Consider the following 14,039-nt stretch of genomic DNA (forward strand, 5'->3'; position numbering starts at 1 on the left):
TCAGATGCCCTATGCTTCGCCGGCCTTTTCCCGCATCGCTTTGCGATGCCGATAAATGTACTGGTCCTCACTTCTACGCCGCCTCCCCTCACGGGTGGTCGACTGCGTGCGGACCTCTCGGACGAGTTCGGGATGCTCCCGGAGCCACACGGTAAGATTCCGTGTCCGCGCTGGGCTCGATGGCGACAGATTCACTCCATCAGCTTCGGCGTGCCGGCGGAGTATGCGACGCGCCTTGACATCGAGGCCGCCGATTCTGTTGTGCTGCTCGCGGCTGATGATGGATTGGGCTAGGCACTGGGCCTGGATGGGACACATGTCGCACAGGATGCGCGCGGTGCTTTTCAGGACCCTCTGGTCGGATGTGCTTTTGATTCGTTCGTTGTCGGTGCCCCACATGAGATCCTGGATGCCTAGTGGAAGACCGGAGCAGACGCCGGTGACGAGATTGGATTCTCCGGTCATTCCGTCACCTTGATTCCATCTCGTCGGTTGAGCTTGTCCGCGTGCCGCATGCACGCGGTCTGCCATTCTGACGGCTTGCCGTAGCGCAGACTTCCCTCATGGCTGTATTCATCCTCGTGTGGCCTCATGTCGGCGATGACATGCTTGCAAAGGAGCGAATGCGTGTGTCGTCTCGAGTGACTGTCGGGAATCAACGACCGTTTGTCGACTGTTTTCCGATCTTGGTTCCGGGCGGCTTCGTCGTGTTCGCGACGGCGTTTGATCTGGACGATGGTCCAGTCGTTGGCGATGCCTTCCCAGTTGTCGGCAAGATGGCGTGCGGAATCAACGCGTCCGAGCCAATGTGTGTTCGCCGGCAGCCAGTCAATGATGTCGAAGATCAGAGCCATCGCGACCGCATGATTATCACCATTGGCTTTGGTAACACGTCCGATGAGATCCGAAGTTCTCGCAAAATCCCGTCCGGTAGGTTTCGACGTAGACAGCGCCAGCCTGGAACGGACGGAAGCGAGACGATCCATCACCCTCCACACATCGGCGCTGGCGTCTTCCACACGTTCCATCCTCTTCTCCTCGATGATGCGCTTCCCGCCTGCGGGGAGCTTTCCCGTAGGGAGAGAGGGGTTGCTAGTTGGTCTTTTGTTAGTAGTTGGGCATTCTGACCGGTCTGAAGGGACAGGATGTCCACTCTCGTTTTCGTCGCTTTTCTGAGGGTGGGCATTCTGACCGGTCTGTGGAATCGGCATGCTTTCAACGTTTTCGTCAGGGTGGGCATTCTGACCGGTCTGCCTTTCCACCATTTCTCCGGCACGTTCGGAAGCCCCCTCGTCAGCCATTGAGGCGAAGTTCTCCACAAGCACGTCATAGACCTTGCTGCGATATCCCCTGCGTTTGAGCTCGCCGGTGGTTGTGTCACGCACATTCCATGACTGATCGGGGCTGAGCCTCATGTAACCAATCTCGCATAGGCGGGCCAGCGCTCGGCGGACCGTCTTCTCGTCGCAGAAACACGCTTTCGCGACCGTGGTAAGCGACGGCCACGCGCAACGTCCGTCCATGTAGTAGGAGCGGAAGGCGTAGTATGCGAGTACCGCGCCCATCGTCGGACTGATTTTTGGATCGTTTAGTCTGTACACCTTCTCAAGAGTCCCGGCTGTCATCGTCCACCGCCAATCAGCTTGGCGATGCTTCTTAGCAGGCTGACGAGCGCTGACAGTACGGTCGCGATAAGAGACAAGACCGGCAACAACAGACCGAGACATACCAGAGCCGCGGCCGCGAACACGATATACATGGCCTCCATTACAGACGCTTCCCTTCCCCATTGATGGAATGGGTTGCGGAGGGGTGTGCAGCCATCGAAGCGGAACGCTTCCCTTCCCCATTGATGGAATGGGTTGCGGAGGGGTGTGCAGCCATCGAAGCGGAACGCTTCCCTCGTTCTGTATGCAAATCCACCTCAGCCGATGAGCCTGTGCCCTCCTCGTTCTTGTTCTCCAACCTGTCGACGTTGTCCGCGATGCGCTTGACCGAGCATCCAAAGTTGTCCCAATCGCCGTGTTGCGAGTTTGGATTACGGCCTACGGCTCTATCTCTTTCCACACTCCTTTCTTTCGAAACTGCATGTCTGACGCGGACGCATACCGTCATCGGACTTGAATGGTCGGCGCAACATTTATAGGGTTTACTTAGGGTGGTTATGAGTCTGTGCCGTGCCATGCTTCGACACCAGTGTCGTGACATCAGAACCGCTTCGTCGGATGTTGTAGACAATGTGTACCATTCAGTACTGATCTGCAATCTACACTTGACGTTGGAAACGCCTTGGATGGTGGTTTCAGCTATCATAATATATGTGGACCTTTCTTCGTCCTCGAGGGGGTGTAAGACGATCGGAATGCCCCGGCAGGCTTTCCGACCATTGGTTCGCATGCAAGCCCTGTCCCTGATGGTTTTGCGTTTCCGATGGGATGGGACTTCCCTTTTTAATTTTTAGTTATTCGACATCTGCCCTCAAACGGTGCGATGTCTCTGGTCCATTCCTCTGTTTCATCCGCGGCGTATTGCCGATGACAAAGTCGTAAGGATGGTCCAGATGTGTCTTCAGTCAGGGCAAATCGTGGACGGGCCATAGGTTTTGCCATCGGGCTTTTTGCAAATGCCGCTCACCGATTGATTCATCTCGTCAGCGAGATTGCGGTATGAGATGTGGCTATGCTGTAGCCAATCCTTTACCCTCTTCAGCATTCACACTCCTTGTGATTCACTTCTGACGGTAACTTTTTTGTCACAAAAAACAACGTATCGTTTCGCTACAAGAAGTACAAATTGGATTTTGTTCAATCTCAACATCTGGATGACGAATACACACGATGTGGAAGATATCTTAGGGTGCTTGTTTTTCGGATTGTGAATATCCGTGATATCGGCTTGGTTGGTAATACTTATCAAGGTTGAAAGTGATCCTTCCCTATTGATCGACGTGATGGCTGATTCCCTAAAAACAGGTCCAGCCAGATAGGTGGATTCAAAGAGTCGAATGTTGTTGGAACGGTGGGATTGACCATTCTCCCCTATCTCAATCGCGTCATCATGTTTGGGCCGATGGATAGGTTCTCGATGGACATCGTGTCGCCAAATACATCAGTTTCTGCTGTCTTGCCATACGCGGTGGTGAACATGCGCAAACATCGCTCCGTGTTCAGACAGGTTTGTGCGTCTTCGACGTATTCCGCATGGTTCGCCGCGATAATGGATGGATTGCCTTCACCGCGATCCGTGAGTTCGTTGATATAACCATTGATCGCGTCAGTCACTGCCGACAATGCAAGGTTCGCGGCGCAATCGATTGCCATATCGCTGAAGACCACGCCGGACAACGGTTCCAGAAGACGAGTGGCCTGCTCTGTCAACGAGCGGGTTCTGTCCAAGGCCGCTTCCGGATCGTAACGGTTATGGATGCAATCGTCCGCGAATCCGGATACGAGCATATCCATCCGCGAGACGAAACCGACATCGAAAGCGAGATCATTGAATAGACGCATACCTTCGTCATTCGCCGGCTCATATGACTGAGGGGCCGCATCAGCGAGGCCTCCCCCCGCACCTTGTCCAAACGCTGGAATTACGTTGTACGCAATAGCGGCCGGCTTGTCACGAACGGTGTTTTGACCAAGCATTCTGTCGCGATGCTCATTCAGCGCGGCGCGCAGTTCCTCGGGGCTGGCCAGCGATATTACTTGCCGCTTGGCCCCACGTCCCTTGAACAGTTCGACGGGCTGGTCGGAACGCAGCCCGATGTTCACAGGTCTCCCAGTGCGCTTCTGCATCAATGCCCATGGAGATGCCGGCACGCTCAGGTTCCAACCGCCCAAGTTGCGGCCATCCGATAGAATGACACCCTTTGGGATGACCACAAGCATACGCTCATGCGCACTCCCGTCGCGGCTCTGAGACATGAATGGGTGCGCAAACCCATTCGGAAACCTAAGATTCGTCCACTCGTTCCCCTTCGAGTCCCATCTCCCGCTCATACTATCGCCTCTATGTCGGCAAGCTGTCCAAACACTATGGCTGGGCTTATTGGGCTGTTTGGTGTGAGACCAGCCTTGATTGGACGATAGTGTTGATGCGCGAAGGCGTCGGCGGGCCTCATACGCGTCCAACGCTCCGAATTCCAGTCCCCTAGCTGACCGTTTTCCCGTTCCATGGTGACTCCTTCCGGCTGGAATATCCGCACGGAAACCGCTTCCCGCTCTTTTCGACGGCGCACAGCGCCGAAAACATTGTCTATGTCCCATCCATGATGAACGGGACACGATGTCTACATGTTTGGATGGGAACATTCGTCCGTTTATGTTGGACACTATTCGGTAACCCATCCAGTAAGACCATTGCCTTGGTGCTGGTCATGCGGCGAAGGCTCTTCTTAGATTCGAGTTCCGAATTATTTCATTTTTGCGTGGCTAGAACAGAAATCATGCATCATCTCGAATACATGCATGTGGGAAGTGCACTGTCATGAACAACATAGTTGATGTTGCAACCCTGTTGATGATTAGCGCACGGTATTCTTGCTATCGAACTGCGTTATAGCGGATATGAGCTTGGTATAAAACGCAATGAACAGAAATGTGCTTTCAGTTTTTTCCTGTTTTCGAGCGTGGCTGCGGACCCCTGCACAAAAGTTATCGACGGTTTCGAATAATGAGACGAAAGAGGGTTATAACGAGTTATCAACCGGCTCCAATTCGCGCTGTTGGCACTGCCTATAAACAAAACATATGACCGAGAATTTTGTTCCCCCCGTTTTTCTGGCGTACCGTCATGCCACATACACGACAACGCTTTCCGAAGAGAGGAAGACAAATGAGAAGGAACAAATTGTTCACCACGGTGGTCGCGGCACTTGTGGCGGTCGGCTCGTTGGGGGCGTTGGCCGGCTGCGGCACCGCGAACGCGAAGGAATCCGACAACGGGGTCAAGACCGTTAAATTCGTTCTCGAGTCCCAGGATCCGCCGTACTCCTATGCGGATAAGAACGGTAATCCGGCCGGTTTCGACCTCACCGTGCTTAAAGCCATCGACAAGAAGCTCGACAACTACAAGTTCGAATACAGCGTCATCGACTACCAGACCGCACTGATCGGCACCAAGCAGGGCAAGTACGACGCACTGATCGGCGCGTTCTTCGAGACCCCCGCCCGAGCCAAGCAGTATCTGCTTTCCAAGCCGTATAACTATTTCTTCATGAACCTCATCGTTCCGGAAGACAGCAAGGTTGAGAGCCTGAAGGATCTTGATGGCAAGACCCTTGACCCGATCGTTCCGACAGACGGACGTTACGTGGCCATTCAGAATTGGCTCAAGCGCAATCCCGATGTCAAGATTAAGGTTCCCACCGTTACCAATCAGGAGACCTTCCAGGACATGTTCAACGCAGTGCATGACGGCACCTACGATGCGGTCTATCTGTCCAAGGCGCAGTACGATGGCGTGGCCGACACGCTTGGCTACAAGCTCAAGGTGACCGATCCGGTGGACGCCGCGGGAACCGTGATCCTGTACAACAGGAAGAACGGCGACGTTCAGAAGGCCATCGACGAGCAGATCGATGCCTTGATCAAGGACGGCACCCTCGGCAAGATCAGCGAGAAGTACTTCAAGCAGGACAACTTCCAGAAGGCCCGTGAACTCGGCGCCCTCAAGGACTGACCCGACGGAACGAGGTGAAACGTCATGCCGTCCGACCTGTTGACAGGCGTGCTGCCCAGAATACTGCAGTACCTACCGGCCACTTTGCTGTACTGGATCGTGCCGTCGGTGCTGGCCCTGTTCTTCGGCACTCTGCTTTGCATCGTCAGGGTCGGGCGTCATAACGTTCTCTACTGGCTGTGCACGGTGTTCATCTCGTTTTTCCGCGGCACTCCGGGAATCGTGCAGATCTACCTCGTGTTCTTTGGATTGCCGAAGGTGTTCTACCTCTTTGGATTGGATATCGACGACTGGGATCCCGGGGTCTTCTTCATCATCGCGACGGCCATGAATCTTTCATGCTTCATCTGCGAGACGTTGAGGGGAGGCTATCTGGGCGTCGACAAAGGGCAGATCGAGACGGGGCTGAGCATCGGCTACAACCGAGTCCAGAACTTCATCCACGTCATCGCCCCTCAGACACTCAAGGTCGCGGTCCTCAATCTGAAGAATCTCGAGATAGACGTGCTCAAGGACACTTCGGTCGCCTACACGATTGGAACCGTCGAGATCCTTGGTTCGGCCAAAGCGATCATATCCGCACAATACGGCACCGGACAGCTTTGGATACTAGGCCTCGTTGCGATTATCTACTTCGTGCTGTGCTCATTGATCGAGGTCGGCTTCACCTTCGCCTCACATCGTATGGAACGCTATGAAAGGAGGTACGCCTGATGGAACTCGACTATGATTTCATGGTCACGGACTTCCCCACCGTTTTGGCGGGATTGCCGAAGACCCTGATACTCACTTTCTGGTCGACGCTGTTCGCGCTGCTGATCGCCCTGATATTCGGATGCGTGATCCTGTCCAACGCCCCGGCGTTCAAACAGCTGGTGGTCGCTCTCAACACGTTCATCAAGGGCGTACCTCTTGCCGTGCAACTACTCTTCTGCTATTACGCGGTCCCGTTCGTGGCAAAATGGCTCGGTTCCATCGGCATCTATGACTTCAATCCACGGCACATCTCGTATTTCCCCGCGGCGGTAGTGGCGATAGCCTGCAATTTCGGCGCCTACATAACTGATGTGGTTGTCTCGTCGGTCAAGGCCGTGGACCGAGGCCAGATCGAAAGCGCGCAGTCCGTCGGCATGACCGGACTGCAAACGGCTCTGCACGTCATTGTCCCGCAGGCGGTTGTGATATCGCTGCCAAGCATGACCAACTACTTCATCTGGTTGCTGAAGGGCACGAGCCTAGCCTCGTTGATCAACGTGACCGAAATGCTCATCACCGCGCAGATCAGTGCCGCCGACGGATACCAGTACTTAGAGGCATACATCGATGCGGCGCTGATCTACTGGGTCGTGTGCGCGGCCATCGAATTTGGGTCGGAACGACTCTTCAAACGCGTTGGATTCTTCCTGAAGCCGGCACGCGCGTAAATATTGGACATTCAGACAGAACAACCAAACAAACCCAAGGAAGAAGGCCGATCATGGCATTCGAAAACAACACTCCTCATCTGCGCAGCAAGACCGTCGACGCCACAAGAGAAATCTCGGAACGCCGCGCGGCGACCATCAGCAGGATGGTGGACGAGGCCTCGAAGCGAGGCCTCGATGACGAATTCGCGTACGATGCGGTAGCCGATTACGGAAGGGACAACGCCAAGGAATTCCGCAAGACCCTGAAAGATCCCGATTCGTTCCAAGAGTTCATCGACAATTTCGGCACAGACCACAACCGTGAGATTTACGAGATGGAAACGGTCAAGAAGACCGACGACGAGCTCGAGATCGACTTCCACTACTGCCCGTACGTCACCCAGTGGGTACGCCAAGGAAAGAATCCGCAGCAGATCGCCCGCTTATGCGAGATCGCCATGGCCGGCGACCACGCCTTCGCGGCCCAGTTCCCACATGTGAAGTTCTCCCTCGAAGGCACCATCGCAGACGGCAAGCCGGTATGCGTGCTGCGTTTCAAGAAGCAGTGAAAGGAAACAGGCTGTATGACTGGACATGATACCGGCGAAACGGTCGTTTCGCTGAAAGGAATCCGCAAGTCCTTTTCCGGGAACGAGATCCTCAAAGGCGTGGATCTGGAGGTGCGCAAAGGCGAGGTGCTGGCCATCCTCGGACCAAGCGGCTCCGGTAAGACCACGCTCCTGCGCTGCGTGAATGCCTTGGAAAGACCGGACGCCGGTATCGTCCGCGTCGATGGAACCACCATCGATTTCAGCGGCAAAGTGCCGAACAAGCAGATACTCGAACTACGCCGCAAGACCGCGATGGTGTTCCAGAACTACAATCTGTTCAAGAACAAGACGGTTCTGGACAACGTCACACAAGGTCTGACCGTCGTGCGTGGCGTCGCCAAGAACGAAGCCAGGGAAAGAGCGTTGAAAGCCCTGTCAAGCGTCGGGATGGACGGGTATGAGGACAGGTATCCGGTGCAGCTGTCCGGAGGCCAGCAGCAGCGCGTCTCCATCGCTCGCGCTCTCGCGATTCGCCCGGACGTGATTCTGCTGGATGAACCCACTTCAGCCCTTGATCCCGAACTCGTCAGCGACGTCAACGATGTCATCACAAAAGTCGCCGGCACCGGCGTCACGATGATCCTTGTGACCCATGAAATCCGTTTTGCAAGGAATGTAGCGTCACGGGTCGTTTTCGTGGAACAAGGTAACATCATCGAGGAGGGAACCCCCGAACAGGTCATCGATAATCCCCAGTCGCCCCGAATCAAGGAATTTCTCAGCAAGATGATGGCGAAATGACGTTTAGCTCGGAAAACATGATTGAACATGTTGTTGCATGAGTCTGAATGGGAGGAAACGGCGTCGCGTCATTTTCCCAATGCCTCAACCATCTCTATATCGAACAGGGGACCGTCGAACGATTCGTTGAGGTACATGCTATAGATAGTCGATAAGGCCTCGCTGGTTGGCGTAAGGACATCTAACAGGTGTCCAAGCCTGACCAGCGGAATGATGCCGAATGGCACATCCTCATGGATGAACCGATGCGAAACGTTCGCGGGGCCGCGGACGTGCGAATACAATGAATTGTTTGTAAAAAGCTCCCGCAGGGTCGCATAGCTACTTCCCCAGAAGCTATTGAGCTGTTTGCCGATTGGAATATATTTGCATCCAAGCGCGTTCGCTAACGCTTTACGTTCGTCATCGATAGCTAGGATGAGCCGTTCTGTTTTTCCGTGAATCCTTCCACCAGCATCTTGTAATTGGCACCGGCTTCGATTTTCGTCATGTTCAGCAGACATAACGGAGCGTGAATGATTGGATTGGGAGCAGTGAGCGAAGTGGTGAAGACGGATGTGTCATAGCGTACTATGGCGTACATAGCCTGTAAAAAGGAATCGATGACATGGTCGGCGTCATGATTGGCCGCGTATGCGACCTCAATGGAGGACTTGATGCCACTAATATGGACTGACGCTGATGGCACCGGATGATCCCTGTCAAATGACGCTTGTGCCACATACGGCATTCCAGCGGTTTCAGCGATGGTTATGCTCTCTGGAACTATGTAGTCCATGGAAAACATCTGATACGCTTCGTATGCGCCCCAGTTACCGTTGAACACGAGAATCCGCAAAGGCTGAGGTGGCAATTCTTGCCATGCGTGCTTTATTGTTTCGAAAATCGCACGGTGTGCATTTGCCCATGTGCACACAATTGCGAGACTGGCACCGTTCAAAACCTGCTTCGCGTCCCTGCTTGCTGGTATATGCCATGAGCCATCCAGTATGCCGGTCGATTCCATTGCATGGGATTGAAGCATTCGTAGTTTTTCGGAGTTACGTGTATACAACATCGGTTGAAAACCAAGACTTGATAGATGAGCTGCTGTGGCCAATCCGGTGTTCCCTGCTGAAAAGACTGCTACTTTCATCATGTTTCTTTCTTGCCATAAGTTGATTGAAATCAATGGTAGAAAAAGGAAGGCCAGAAAACGCTTGCTTGTTATATGAATTCTGTATAGTGGATAAAACTAACGATTAATCCGTTCAGGTGCTGAGCATCATTGCAAATGAATTTGATGAGTTTACTTTCCTTTACGAATCGCAGCGGAATTTGTTCTTTTCAAATGCGCTCGTAGAGTTTAAAATTGCATGCATATTTCCAAGAGAACGTTCGAAACCTCTTATCGGACGCCAAGGTAAATGCTGTCGGGCAATAGGAAGAGAGGCATTCGCTTGCTGATAACTACGCATCCTCTGTCTGCCTAATTCACGGACTTCGTCAGTGGTTCGCTGACTTTCTCCACGCTCGTCTTGCCCAGCGTGCTTGGATGGTCATCTGAAATAGCCGTCTTCGACAGACTTTTTGCTTCAGTGCCGGTGCACGTCATCAAGCATTCTCCTTTTTATCCACAGGAAGCCGAACTTCCCTGACGATGCATATGTTTTAGTACTCCACAATCTACCGTCCGTCGCATGCTCGCGATGACGCCGATGTTTTGCAGAATCACTTTTCTATCCAGCCCTCCTAGATTGTGTAATCGTGAGGCAAAGGCACATAAGGTCATGGAATCTTAGTAAGCGTTGTTGCGCAGCCAGAACTCCTTGGCCTGATGTGGACTGCCATAACGTTGCTTGATGTACTGCAGCCCCCATTTGATCTGGGTGGCCGCGTTGTCCTTCCAGTCGTTTCCGGCAGCAGCGAGCTTCGATGCGGGATAGGACTGCGGAATGCCGTATGCGCCGGACGTGGGATTCTCGGCGTTCCACCGCCAGCCGGATTCATGCTCCCATATCCACACGAGCGCCTGCCAGTCGTTGTCGTTATCCCATTCCTTGTATCCGCTGGCGATCATCTGCTTGGCGATGCCCTTGGCGTCCTCAGGACTGGCATGATACCCGTTTCCGTTGTATTTCACGTTCACCGCTCCGCTCGTCGAATCGTTCGACGAGGATGCCGAGCATGTCCATTTCGCCGACGTGGCGGCCAATGACGAGGAGGATCGTTTGCTGGTATCTGGGGCCACGGGCTCGGCGTTGTCGTTGCCGTCCGGATACCAGAAAGTCGCGCCCGTGCCGTGAATGGGGATGACCCGGGTGTGGATAGCGGCCACGCCGTTGGAATTCCTGAACCCGGCACCGCCCTCGCTGATATGCACGTTGTCGCCATCGACCTGTTCGACGACTGCGACATGGCCATACAGTCCATCCGAGCCTCCCGAGCCGGGCGCCCAAGAGATGATGCCTCCGGCTTTGGCACCTTGTTTCCAACCGCGTGCCTTGGCGGATGCTCCCCAACTGCCGCCGTCGCCCCAGGATCCTTGGCCCAGATCATGGCCGAGGGCACGCTGACGCATGCACGCCCACCAAGTGCATTGCAATCTGGAGCCGCCATACAGCACGTTATAGCCTGAGCATGGCGCCACGTGGCTAGGCCACATATGTTTGATCTCGCCTTCGGTCTTGCCGACGAGTCCCGTCCAGTCGCCCTTTGCAGTAGAAGCGACCATGCTCGATGAGGATTCCGCCGACGAGGAGCCATCCTTGCAGCCGGCGAGGAAATGCAATACATCAGTCGGATTGCACGCACCGGTCGTCAATACGATGCACAGCATGGCAACGATAGGAAGCACACGGCGACGGAACAAGCCTTTCATCAGGTCGGTGGAACAGGATACAGCCATGTCAGTTACTCCCGTCCGCACCGATGTACCAGAACGGACGTTGCCCGCCGACGGTGATTTCAACCGGCCGGCACGGACGTTGGTTCGTGCCGACTCCCACCATCGAACCGACGCTAATCCAGTACTTGGAGGATGGAGCGCTGTCGTCTTCCGTCGCCAGCTCATTGCCGTTTTCGTCGAGATATGGATGATCGGACATCGCCGGGCATGCGACGGTCACATACCAGACGCCGTCATCCATGGGGAAAGCAACCGCGTCGTAGTATTGCGAAATCACGGTCTGAGGGTCGGTCGACGATGGAATCTTTTCCGTGATCGACCGTGGAGCATCGAAAAATGATATGCCCGTCCACCAGTACTGGGTACCCTTGATCGCTTCCGTATTCTGGCCTTGGAACATGCGGTCCGTCGAACAGTCATAGGACTGAATGATGAGCATGTCCTTTGCGATTCCCGTGCAGAGGCGGTCCGGTTGGAAGCGGCGTTGCTGCCACCAGTAACGAGCCATGTTCGACGGGCCATGCGTCAATCCGGCCATATCCGGTTGGAAGAGGTCTCTCATCGTCCGGTCCCATTCCACGTCGGATTGCGTTGGGTTGAGAATCCTGTTGACTGTCTCCAACGCGACGTTGACCGGTCCCCCATCCCCTCCGACAGGTGATAGCGCGGCACCGTTTCCGTCACTGTTCTGCGTCCCGTCGACGGCTAAGAGCGACTGACGCGACCATTCACCGGGAACGGGGACTCCCGCGGCCTTCAAACCGGCATATTCACCGTGCGGGCTGACGTCCTCCTTCTGCGCAGATTTGGACGGGACTCTCCCAAGATCTCCATCGTTGCCGGTTCGTTTCATTCGATAGGTGGCAGCCACGCCGAGAGATATGACGAACACAAACGCGAGGAACATGGCCAGCCAGCGGAAGGGTCGAGGCATCGGATGCGGTTCTTTCCCCCTCCCGGTCATCACTCATCCCCCATCCCGGATGGCTCTTCCATGTCCTTGGAATCGTTCTCCGGCGCTTCGGACCGTTTCAGAGCGAGTTCATTAACAATACGTTCCACGGCCCGAATGTCAGTGGCAGTGTTGCCCGCATTCTTCGCCTGGACGCGCAAGTCTTCCACATGCGTCTCAAGCTCCTTGAGCCGTATGCGCGCGGCACTGATTTCAGTCAATCCTTGGGCTAACGCATCGAGCGCGTCCATCCGAGACTGCTGGGATTCGCGAATCGCCTTCGAAATGTTGCGTCTTGTGTCGCGGGCCCTGTTGCTGTGGGACAAATTCAACTCCTTACCTTCGATGAACCGGATACCCTGCAAGGATGAATCGATACGCCGCGCTCGACGGCGCACGGTGTCTACAAAAAGCGTTCGGAGAATGTGTAGACACCGTGCGCCGCTGGCTGGTGGGAACCGCATCAGGATTGAAGAGCCATTCATCAATAGCCAACAATGGGAAGGATCAGAGAATGGAGCGTCTTCTGGAAAACGTTGCCGGCATGCTCACCGGACTATGGGATTGGACCATACGACTGAACGGCGGATTGCAAGTCACGCTCGTCCTCATGGCGGTCGTCATGTCAGGCGTGTGCACAATCGTTGCGAAACGCATGAACGGTCCGACGGCTGATTTGAACGGGAGCCTGGCTGGACGAACCACCATCATCGTTGCCGCATACGTGCTCGGTGTCGTCTTCATGATCGTGGCCATGTTTGGTGTGGCGGCGGTATTCGCGCCATTGCTCGGATTCGTTGAACTGTGACGTCGCCTGTCGTCTTCCGGCCGCACCTACTGGGCGCGGCCTTTTCGTATCCGGATTTGAGGTGGCTAAAGACAGTATGGACGCGGATAGTGAGGCCGGTCCACGGAGTTATGGGCTACACCGAATACCTTGCGCCAGAAGTGGCAATGGGAATCATGCGTAGTTGGTATCCGGAAGGAAGCATGATGTCATATTCGATTTGTATCGACCGCTGAATCCAAAAGAGGAAGAACCTTCTTCCGGTCCAGGCGGAGACATCCTTTCCGGATGCCAGACCGTCACTGAACAAACAAGCGAAAGGCGAGATTAACGTGGGACGCAAGAACTTCCCGTACCGAATCATGGCACGGATTGACAACGAACAATACGCAAGACTGAAAGAAGAGAGCTTGGCTCACGGCTATCAGGTCGCAGTCGTGCAACGGTGGCTCCTGCTTCCACAAAGCGTCGACGGCTTGCATCCAGGACGTCTCGACAACGCTGATATGCTGATGAGGCTTCCGTTGCCGTCCGGATCGACGAGTGGGCAAAAAGATGCGAGGCCTTATCGGAACATCTATCTGACGGATGCCGAATACGAACTGATTACCCGCGCCGCGATGAATAAAGGTATCATCCGCTCCACGTATGTGACACGAATCCTCGAGGAACAAATCAGAGCCGCCGATTGCCTCGGATGGCCATTACCGAAAGACATCACAAATGAATCCGTGGACGACGAAGCTAGGCGAATGCTCCATAAGCTGATGGAGCGTAGGACAACGGAACGATGCTCGAACCGATGAGTGACATTCCAGCAAGATGCAGGTGTTGCATGGATGGGTTCGCCAGCGCTTAAAAGTATACTTTATTGTAAGATAAACTCTTATTTCCGGTATGGCCAAAGAATGCAAAGGGCCGGTGTCCGAAGACACCGGCCCGACGCTTTGCCAGGGGATGGGAATGAAACCACCCC

The 14,039-nt window shown here is 54.5% G+C and carries 16 protein-coding genes; 7 read left to right on the forward strand and 9 right to left on the reverse strand.

The annotated features are described in order from the left end of the window. Positions 1-9 precede the first annotated feature (9 nt). From BAD_RS06655 to BAD_RS06670, 4 genes are all read right to left on the reverse strand, one after another. A complete protein-coding gene (locus tag BAD_RS06655; RefSeq protein WP_041777383.1) occupies positions 10-465 on the reverse strand; it encodes a WhiB family transcriptional regulator in 456 nt (151 codons plus the stop codon). Further along, complete coding sequence (locus tag BAD_RS09060; protein ID WP_167524184.1) at positions 462-1,625, reverse strand: helix-turn-helix domain-containing protein; 1,164 nt, start codon at positions 1,623-1,625, stop codon at positions 462-464. Before BAD_RS09060 ends, BAD_RS06655 begins: the two co-directional genes overlap by 4 nt. After that, the gene (locus BAD_RS09160) at positions 1,622-1,768 is read right to left on the reverse strand and encodes a hypothetical protein (RefSeq protein ID WP_172761227.1); all 147 of its coding nucleotides are present in this window, start codon (positions 1,766-1,768) and stop codon (positions 1,622-1,624) included. Before BAD_RS09160 ends, BAD_RS09060 begins: the two co-directional genes overlap by 4 nt. Before the next feature lie 1,270 nt (positions 1,769-3,038). Continuing rightward, positions 3,039-3,887 carry a hypothetical protein gene (locus BAD_RS06670; RefSeq protein WP_143245385.1) on the reverse strand — a complete coding sequence of 283 codons (849 nt, stop codon included), beginning with the start codon at positions 3,885-3,887 and terminating at the stop codon, positions 3,039-3,041. Positions 3,888-4,833: 946 nt separating this feature from the next. On the opposite strand from BAD_RS06670, the gene BAD_RS06680 reads away from it, so the two are divergent. Genes BAD_RS06680 through BAD_RS06700 form a run of 5 tightly spaced genes read left to right on the forward strand, consistent with a single transcriptional unit; the run spans position 4,834 to position 8,437 of the window. Further along, positions 4,834-5,679 carry an amino acid ABC transporter substrate-binding protein gene (locus BAD_RS06680; RefSeq protein ID WP_041777387.1) on the forward strand — a complete coding sequence of 282 codons (846 nt, stop codon included), beginning with the start codon at positions 4,834-4,836 and terminating at the stop codon, positions 5,677-5,679. Positions 5,680-5,703: 24 nt separating this feature from the next. Next, positions 5,704-6,393 carry an amino acid ABC transporter permease gene (locus tag BAD_RS06685; protein ID WP_041777388.1) on the forward strand — a complete coding sequence of 230 codons (690 nt, stop codon included), beginning with the start codon at positions 5,704-5,706 and terminating at the stop codon, positions 6,391-6,393. After that, on the forward strand, positions 6,393-7,103 hold the full coding sequence (locus BAD_RS06690) for an amino acid ABC transporter permease (RefSeq protein ID WP_011743580.1): 711 nt from the start codon (positions 6,393-6,395) through the stop codon (positions 7,101-7,103). Before BAD_RS06685 ends, BAD_RS06690 begins: the two co-directional genes overlap by 1 nt. A 53-nt stretch (positions 7,104-7,156) precedes the next feature. Further along, on the forward strand, positions 7,157-7,654 hold the full coding sequence (locus BAD_RS06695; RefSeq protein WP_011743581.1) for an L-2-amino-thiazoline-4-carboxylic acid hydrolase: 498 nt from the start codon (positions 7,157-7,159) through the stop codon (positions 7,652-7,654). Between the two features lie 15 nt (positions 7,655-7,669). Continuing rightward, on the forward strand, positions 7,670-8,437 hold the full coding sequence (locus tag BAD_RS06700) for an amino acid ABC transporter ATP-binding protein (protein ID WP_011743582.1): 768 nt from the start codon (positions 7,670-7,672) through the stop codon (positions 8,435-8,437). Positions 8,438-8,505: 68 nt separating this feature from the next. Here the strand turns inward: BAD_RS06700 and BAD_RS09310 are convergent, their stop codons facing one another. The 5 genes from BAD_RS09310 to BAD_RS06720 all read right to left on the reverse strand — a co-directional run bounded on the left by BAD_RS09310 (position 8,506) and on the right by BAD_RS06720 (position 12,602). Further along, entirely contained in the window at positions 8,506-8,940 is a 435-nt protein-coding gene (locus tag BAD_RS09310) for an NAD/NADP octopine/nopaline dehydrogenase family protein (protein ID WP_011743583.1), read from the reverse strand. Continuing rightward, positions 8,850-9,575 (reverse strand): hypothetical protein, encoded by a 726-nt coding sequence (locus tag BAD_RS06705; RefSeq protein WP_011743584.1) that lies wholly within the window; start codon positions 9,573-9,575, stop codon positions 8,850-8,852. The genes BAD_RS09310 and BAD_RS06705 overlap by 91 nt, the downstream gene beginning before the upstream one ends. Positions 9,576-10,214: 639 nt before the next feature. Beyond that, entirely contained in the window at positions 10,215-11,324 is a 1,110-nt protein-coding gene (locus BAD_RS06710; protein ID WP_231836999.1) for a CHAP domain-containing protein, read from the reverse strand. 1 nt (position 11,325) lies between these two features. Then, positions 11,326-12,258, reverse strand: a complete 933-nt coding sequence (locus BAD_RS06715; protein WP_231837011.1) for a hypothetical protein — start codon at positions 12,256-12,258, stop codon at positions 11,326-11,328. A 29-nt stretch (positions 12,259-12,287) separates the two neighbouring features. Next, complete coding sequence (locus BAD_RS06720; RefSeq protein ID WP_143245386.1) at positions 12,288-12,602, reverse strand: hypothetical protein; 315 nt, start codon at positions 12,600-12,602, stop codon at positions 12,288-12,290. A 188-nt stretch (positions 12,603-12,790) separates the two neighbouring features. Between BAD_RS06720 and BAD_RS06725 the strand changes: the two genes are divergently transcribed. Continuing rightward, entirely contained in the window at positions 12,791-13,084 is a 294-nt protein-coding gene (locus BAD_RS06725; RefSeq protein WP_041777389.1) for a hypothetical protein, read from the forward strand. 311 nt (positions 13,085-13,395) lie between these two features. Beyond that, positions 13,396-13,869: a hypothetical protein gene (locus tag BAD_RS06730; protein WP_050731462.1), complete on the forward strand. Its 474-nt coding sequence runs from the start codon at positions 13,396-13,398 to the stop codon at positions 13,867-13,869. Positions 13,870-14,039 lie beyond the last annotated feature (170 nt).

It is taken from the genome of Bifidobacterium adolescentis ATCC 15703 (assembly GCF_000010425.1).
In the GTDB taxonomy this organism is placed as follows: Bacteria; Actinomycetota; Actinomycetes; order Actinomycetales; family Bifidobacteriaceae; genus Bifidobacterium; species Bifidobacterium adolescentis.

Excerpts from the sequence above, each read along its gene's own strand:
- BAD_RS06685 (WP_041777388.1), top strand. The coding sequence starts at position 5,704 with ATGCCGTCCGACCTGTTGACAGGCGTGCTGCCCAGAATACTGCAGTAC.
- BAD_RS09160 (WP_172761227.1), bottom strand. The coding sequence starts at position 1,768 with ATGGAGGCCATGTATATCGTGTTCGCGGCCGCGGCTCTGGTATGTCTC.
- BAD_RS06710 (WP_231836999.1), bottom strand. The coding sequence starts at position 11,324 with ATGGCTGTATCCTGTTCCACCGACCTGATGAAAGGCTTGTTCCGTCGC.
- BAD_RS06690 (WP_011743580.1), top strand. The coding sequence starts at position 6,393 with ATGGAACTCGACTATGATTTCATGGTCACGGACTTCCCCACCGTTTTG.
- BAD_RS09310 (WP_011743583.1), bottom strand. The coding sequence starts at position 8,940 with ATGTCTGCTGAACATGACGAAAATCGAAGCCGGTGCCAATTACAAGAT.
- BAD_RS06670 (WP_143245385.1), bottom strand. The coding sequence starts at position 3,887 with ATGCTTGTGGTCATCCCAAAGGGTGTCATTCTATCGGATGGCCGCAAC.
- BAD_RS06705 (WP_011743584.1), bottom strand. The coding sequence starts at position 9,575 with ATGATGAAAGTAGCAGTCTTTTCAGCAGGGAACACCGGATTGGCCACA.
- BAD_RS06700 (WP_011743582.1), top strand. The coding sequence starts at position 7,670 with ATGACTGGACATGATACCGGCGAAACGGTCGTTTCGCTGAAAGGAATC.
- BAD_RS06695 (WP_011743581.1), top strand. The coding sequence starts at position 7,157 with ATGGCATTCGAAAACAACACTCCTCATCTGCGCAGCAAGACCGTCGAC.
- BAD_RS06715 (WP_231837011.1), bottom strand. The coding sequence starts at position 12,258 with ATGCCTCGACCCTTCCGCTGGCTGGCCATGTTCCTCGCGTTTGTGTTC.
- BAD_RS09060 (WP_167524184.1), bottom strand. The coding sequence starts at position 1,625 with ATGACAGCCGGGACTCTTGAGAAGGTGTACAGACTAAACGATCCAAAA.
- BAD_RS06725 (WP_041777389.1), top strand. The coding sequence starts at position 12,791 with ATGGAGCGTCTTCTGGAAAACGTTGCCGGCATGCTCACCGGACTATGG.
- BAD_RS06655 (WP_041777383.1), bottom strand. The coding sequence starts at position 465 with ATGACCGGAGAATCCAATCTCGTCACCGGCGTCTGCTCCGGTCTTCCA.
- BAD_RS06680 (WP_041777387.1), top strand. The coding sequence starts at position 4,834 with ATGAGAAGGAACAAATTGTTCACCACGGTGGTCGCGGCACTTGTGGCG.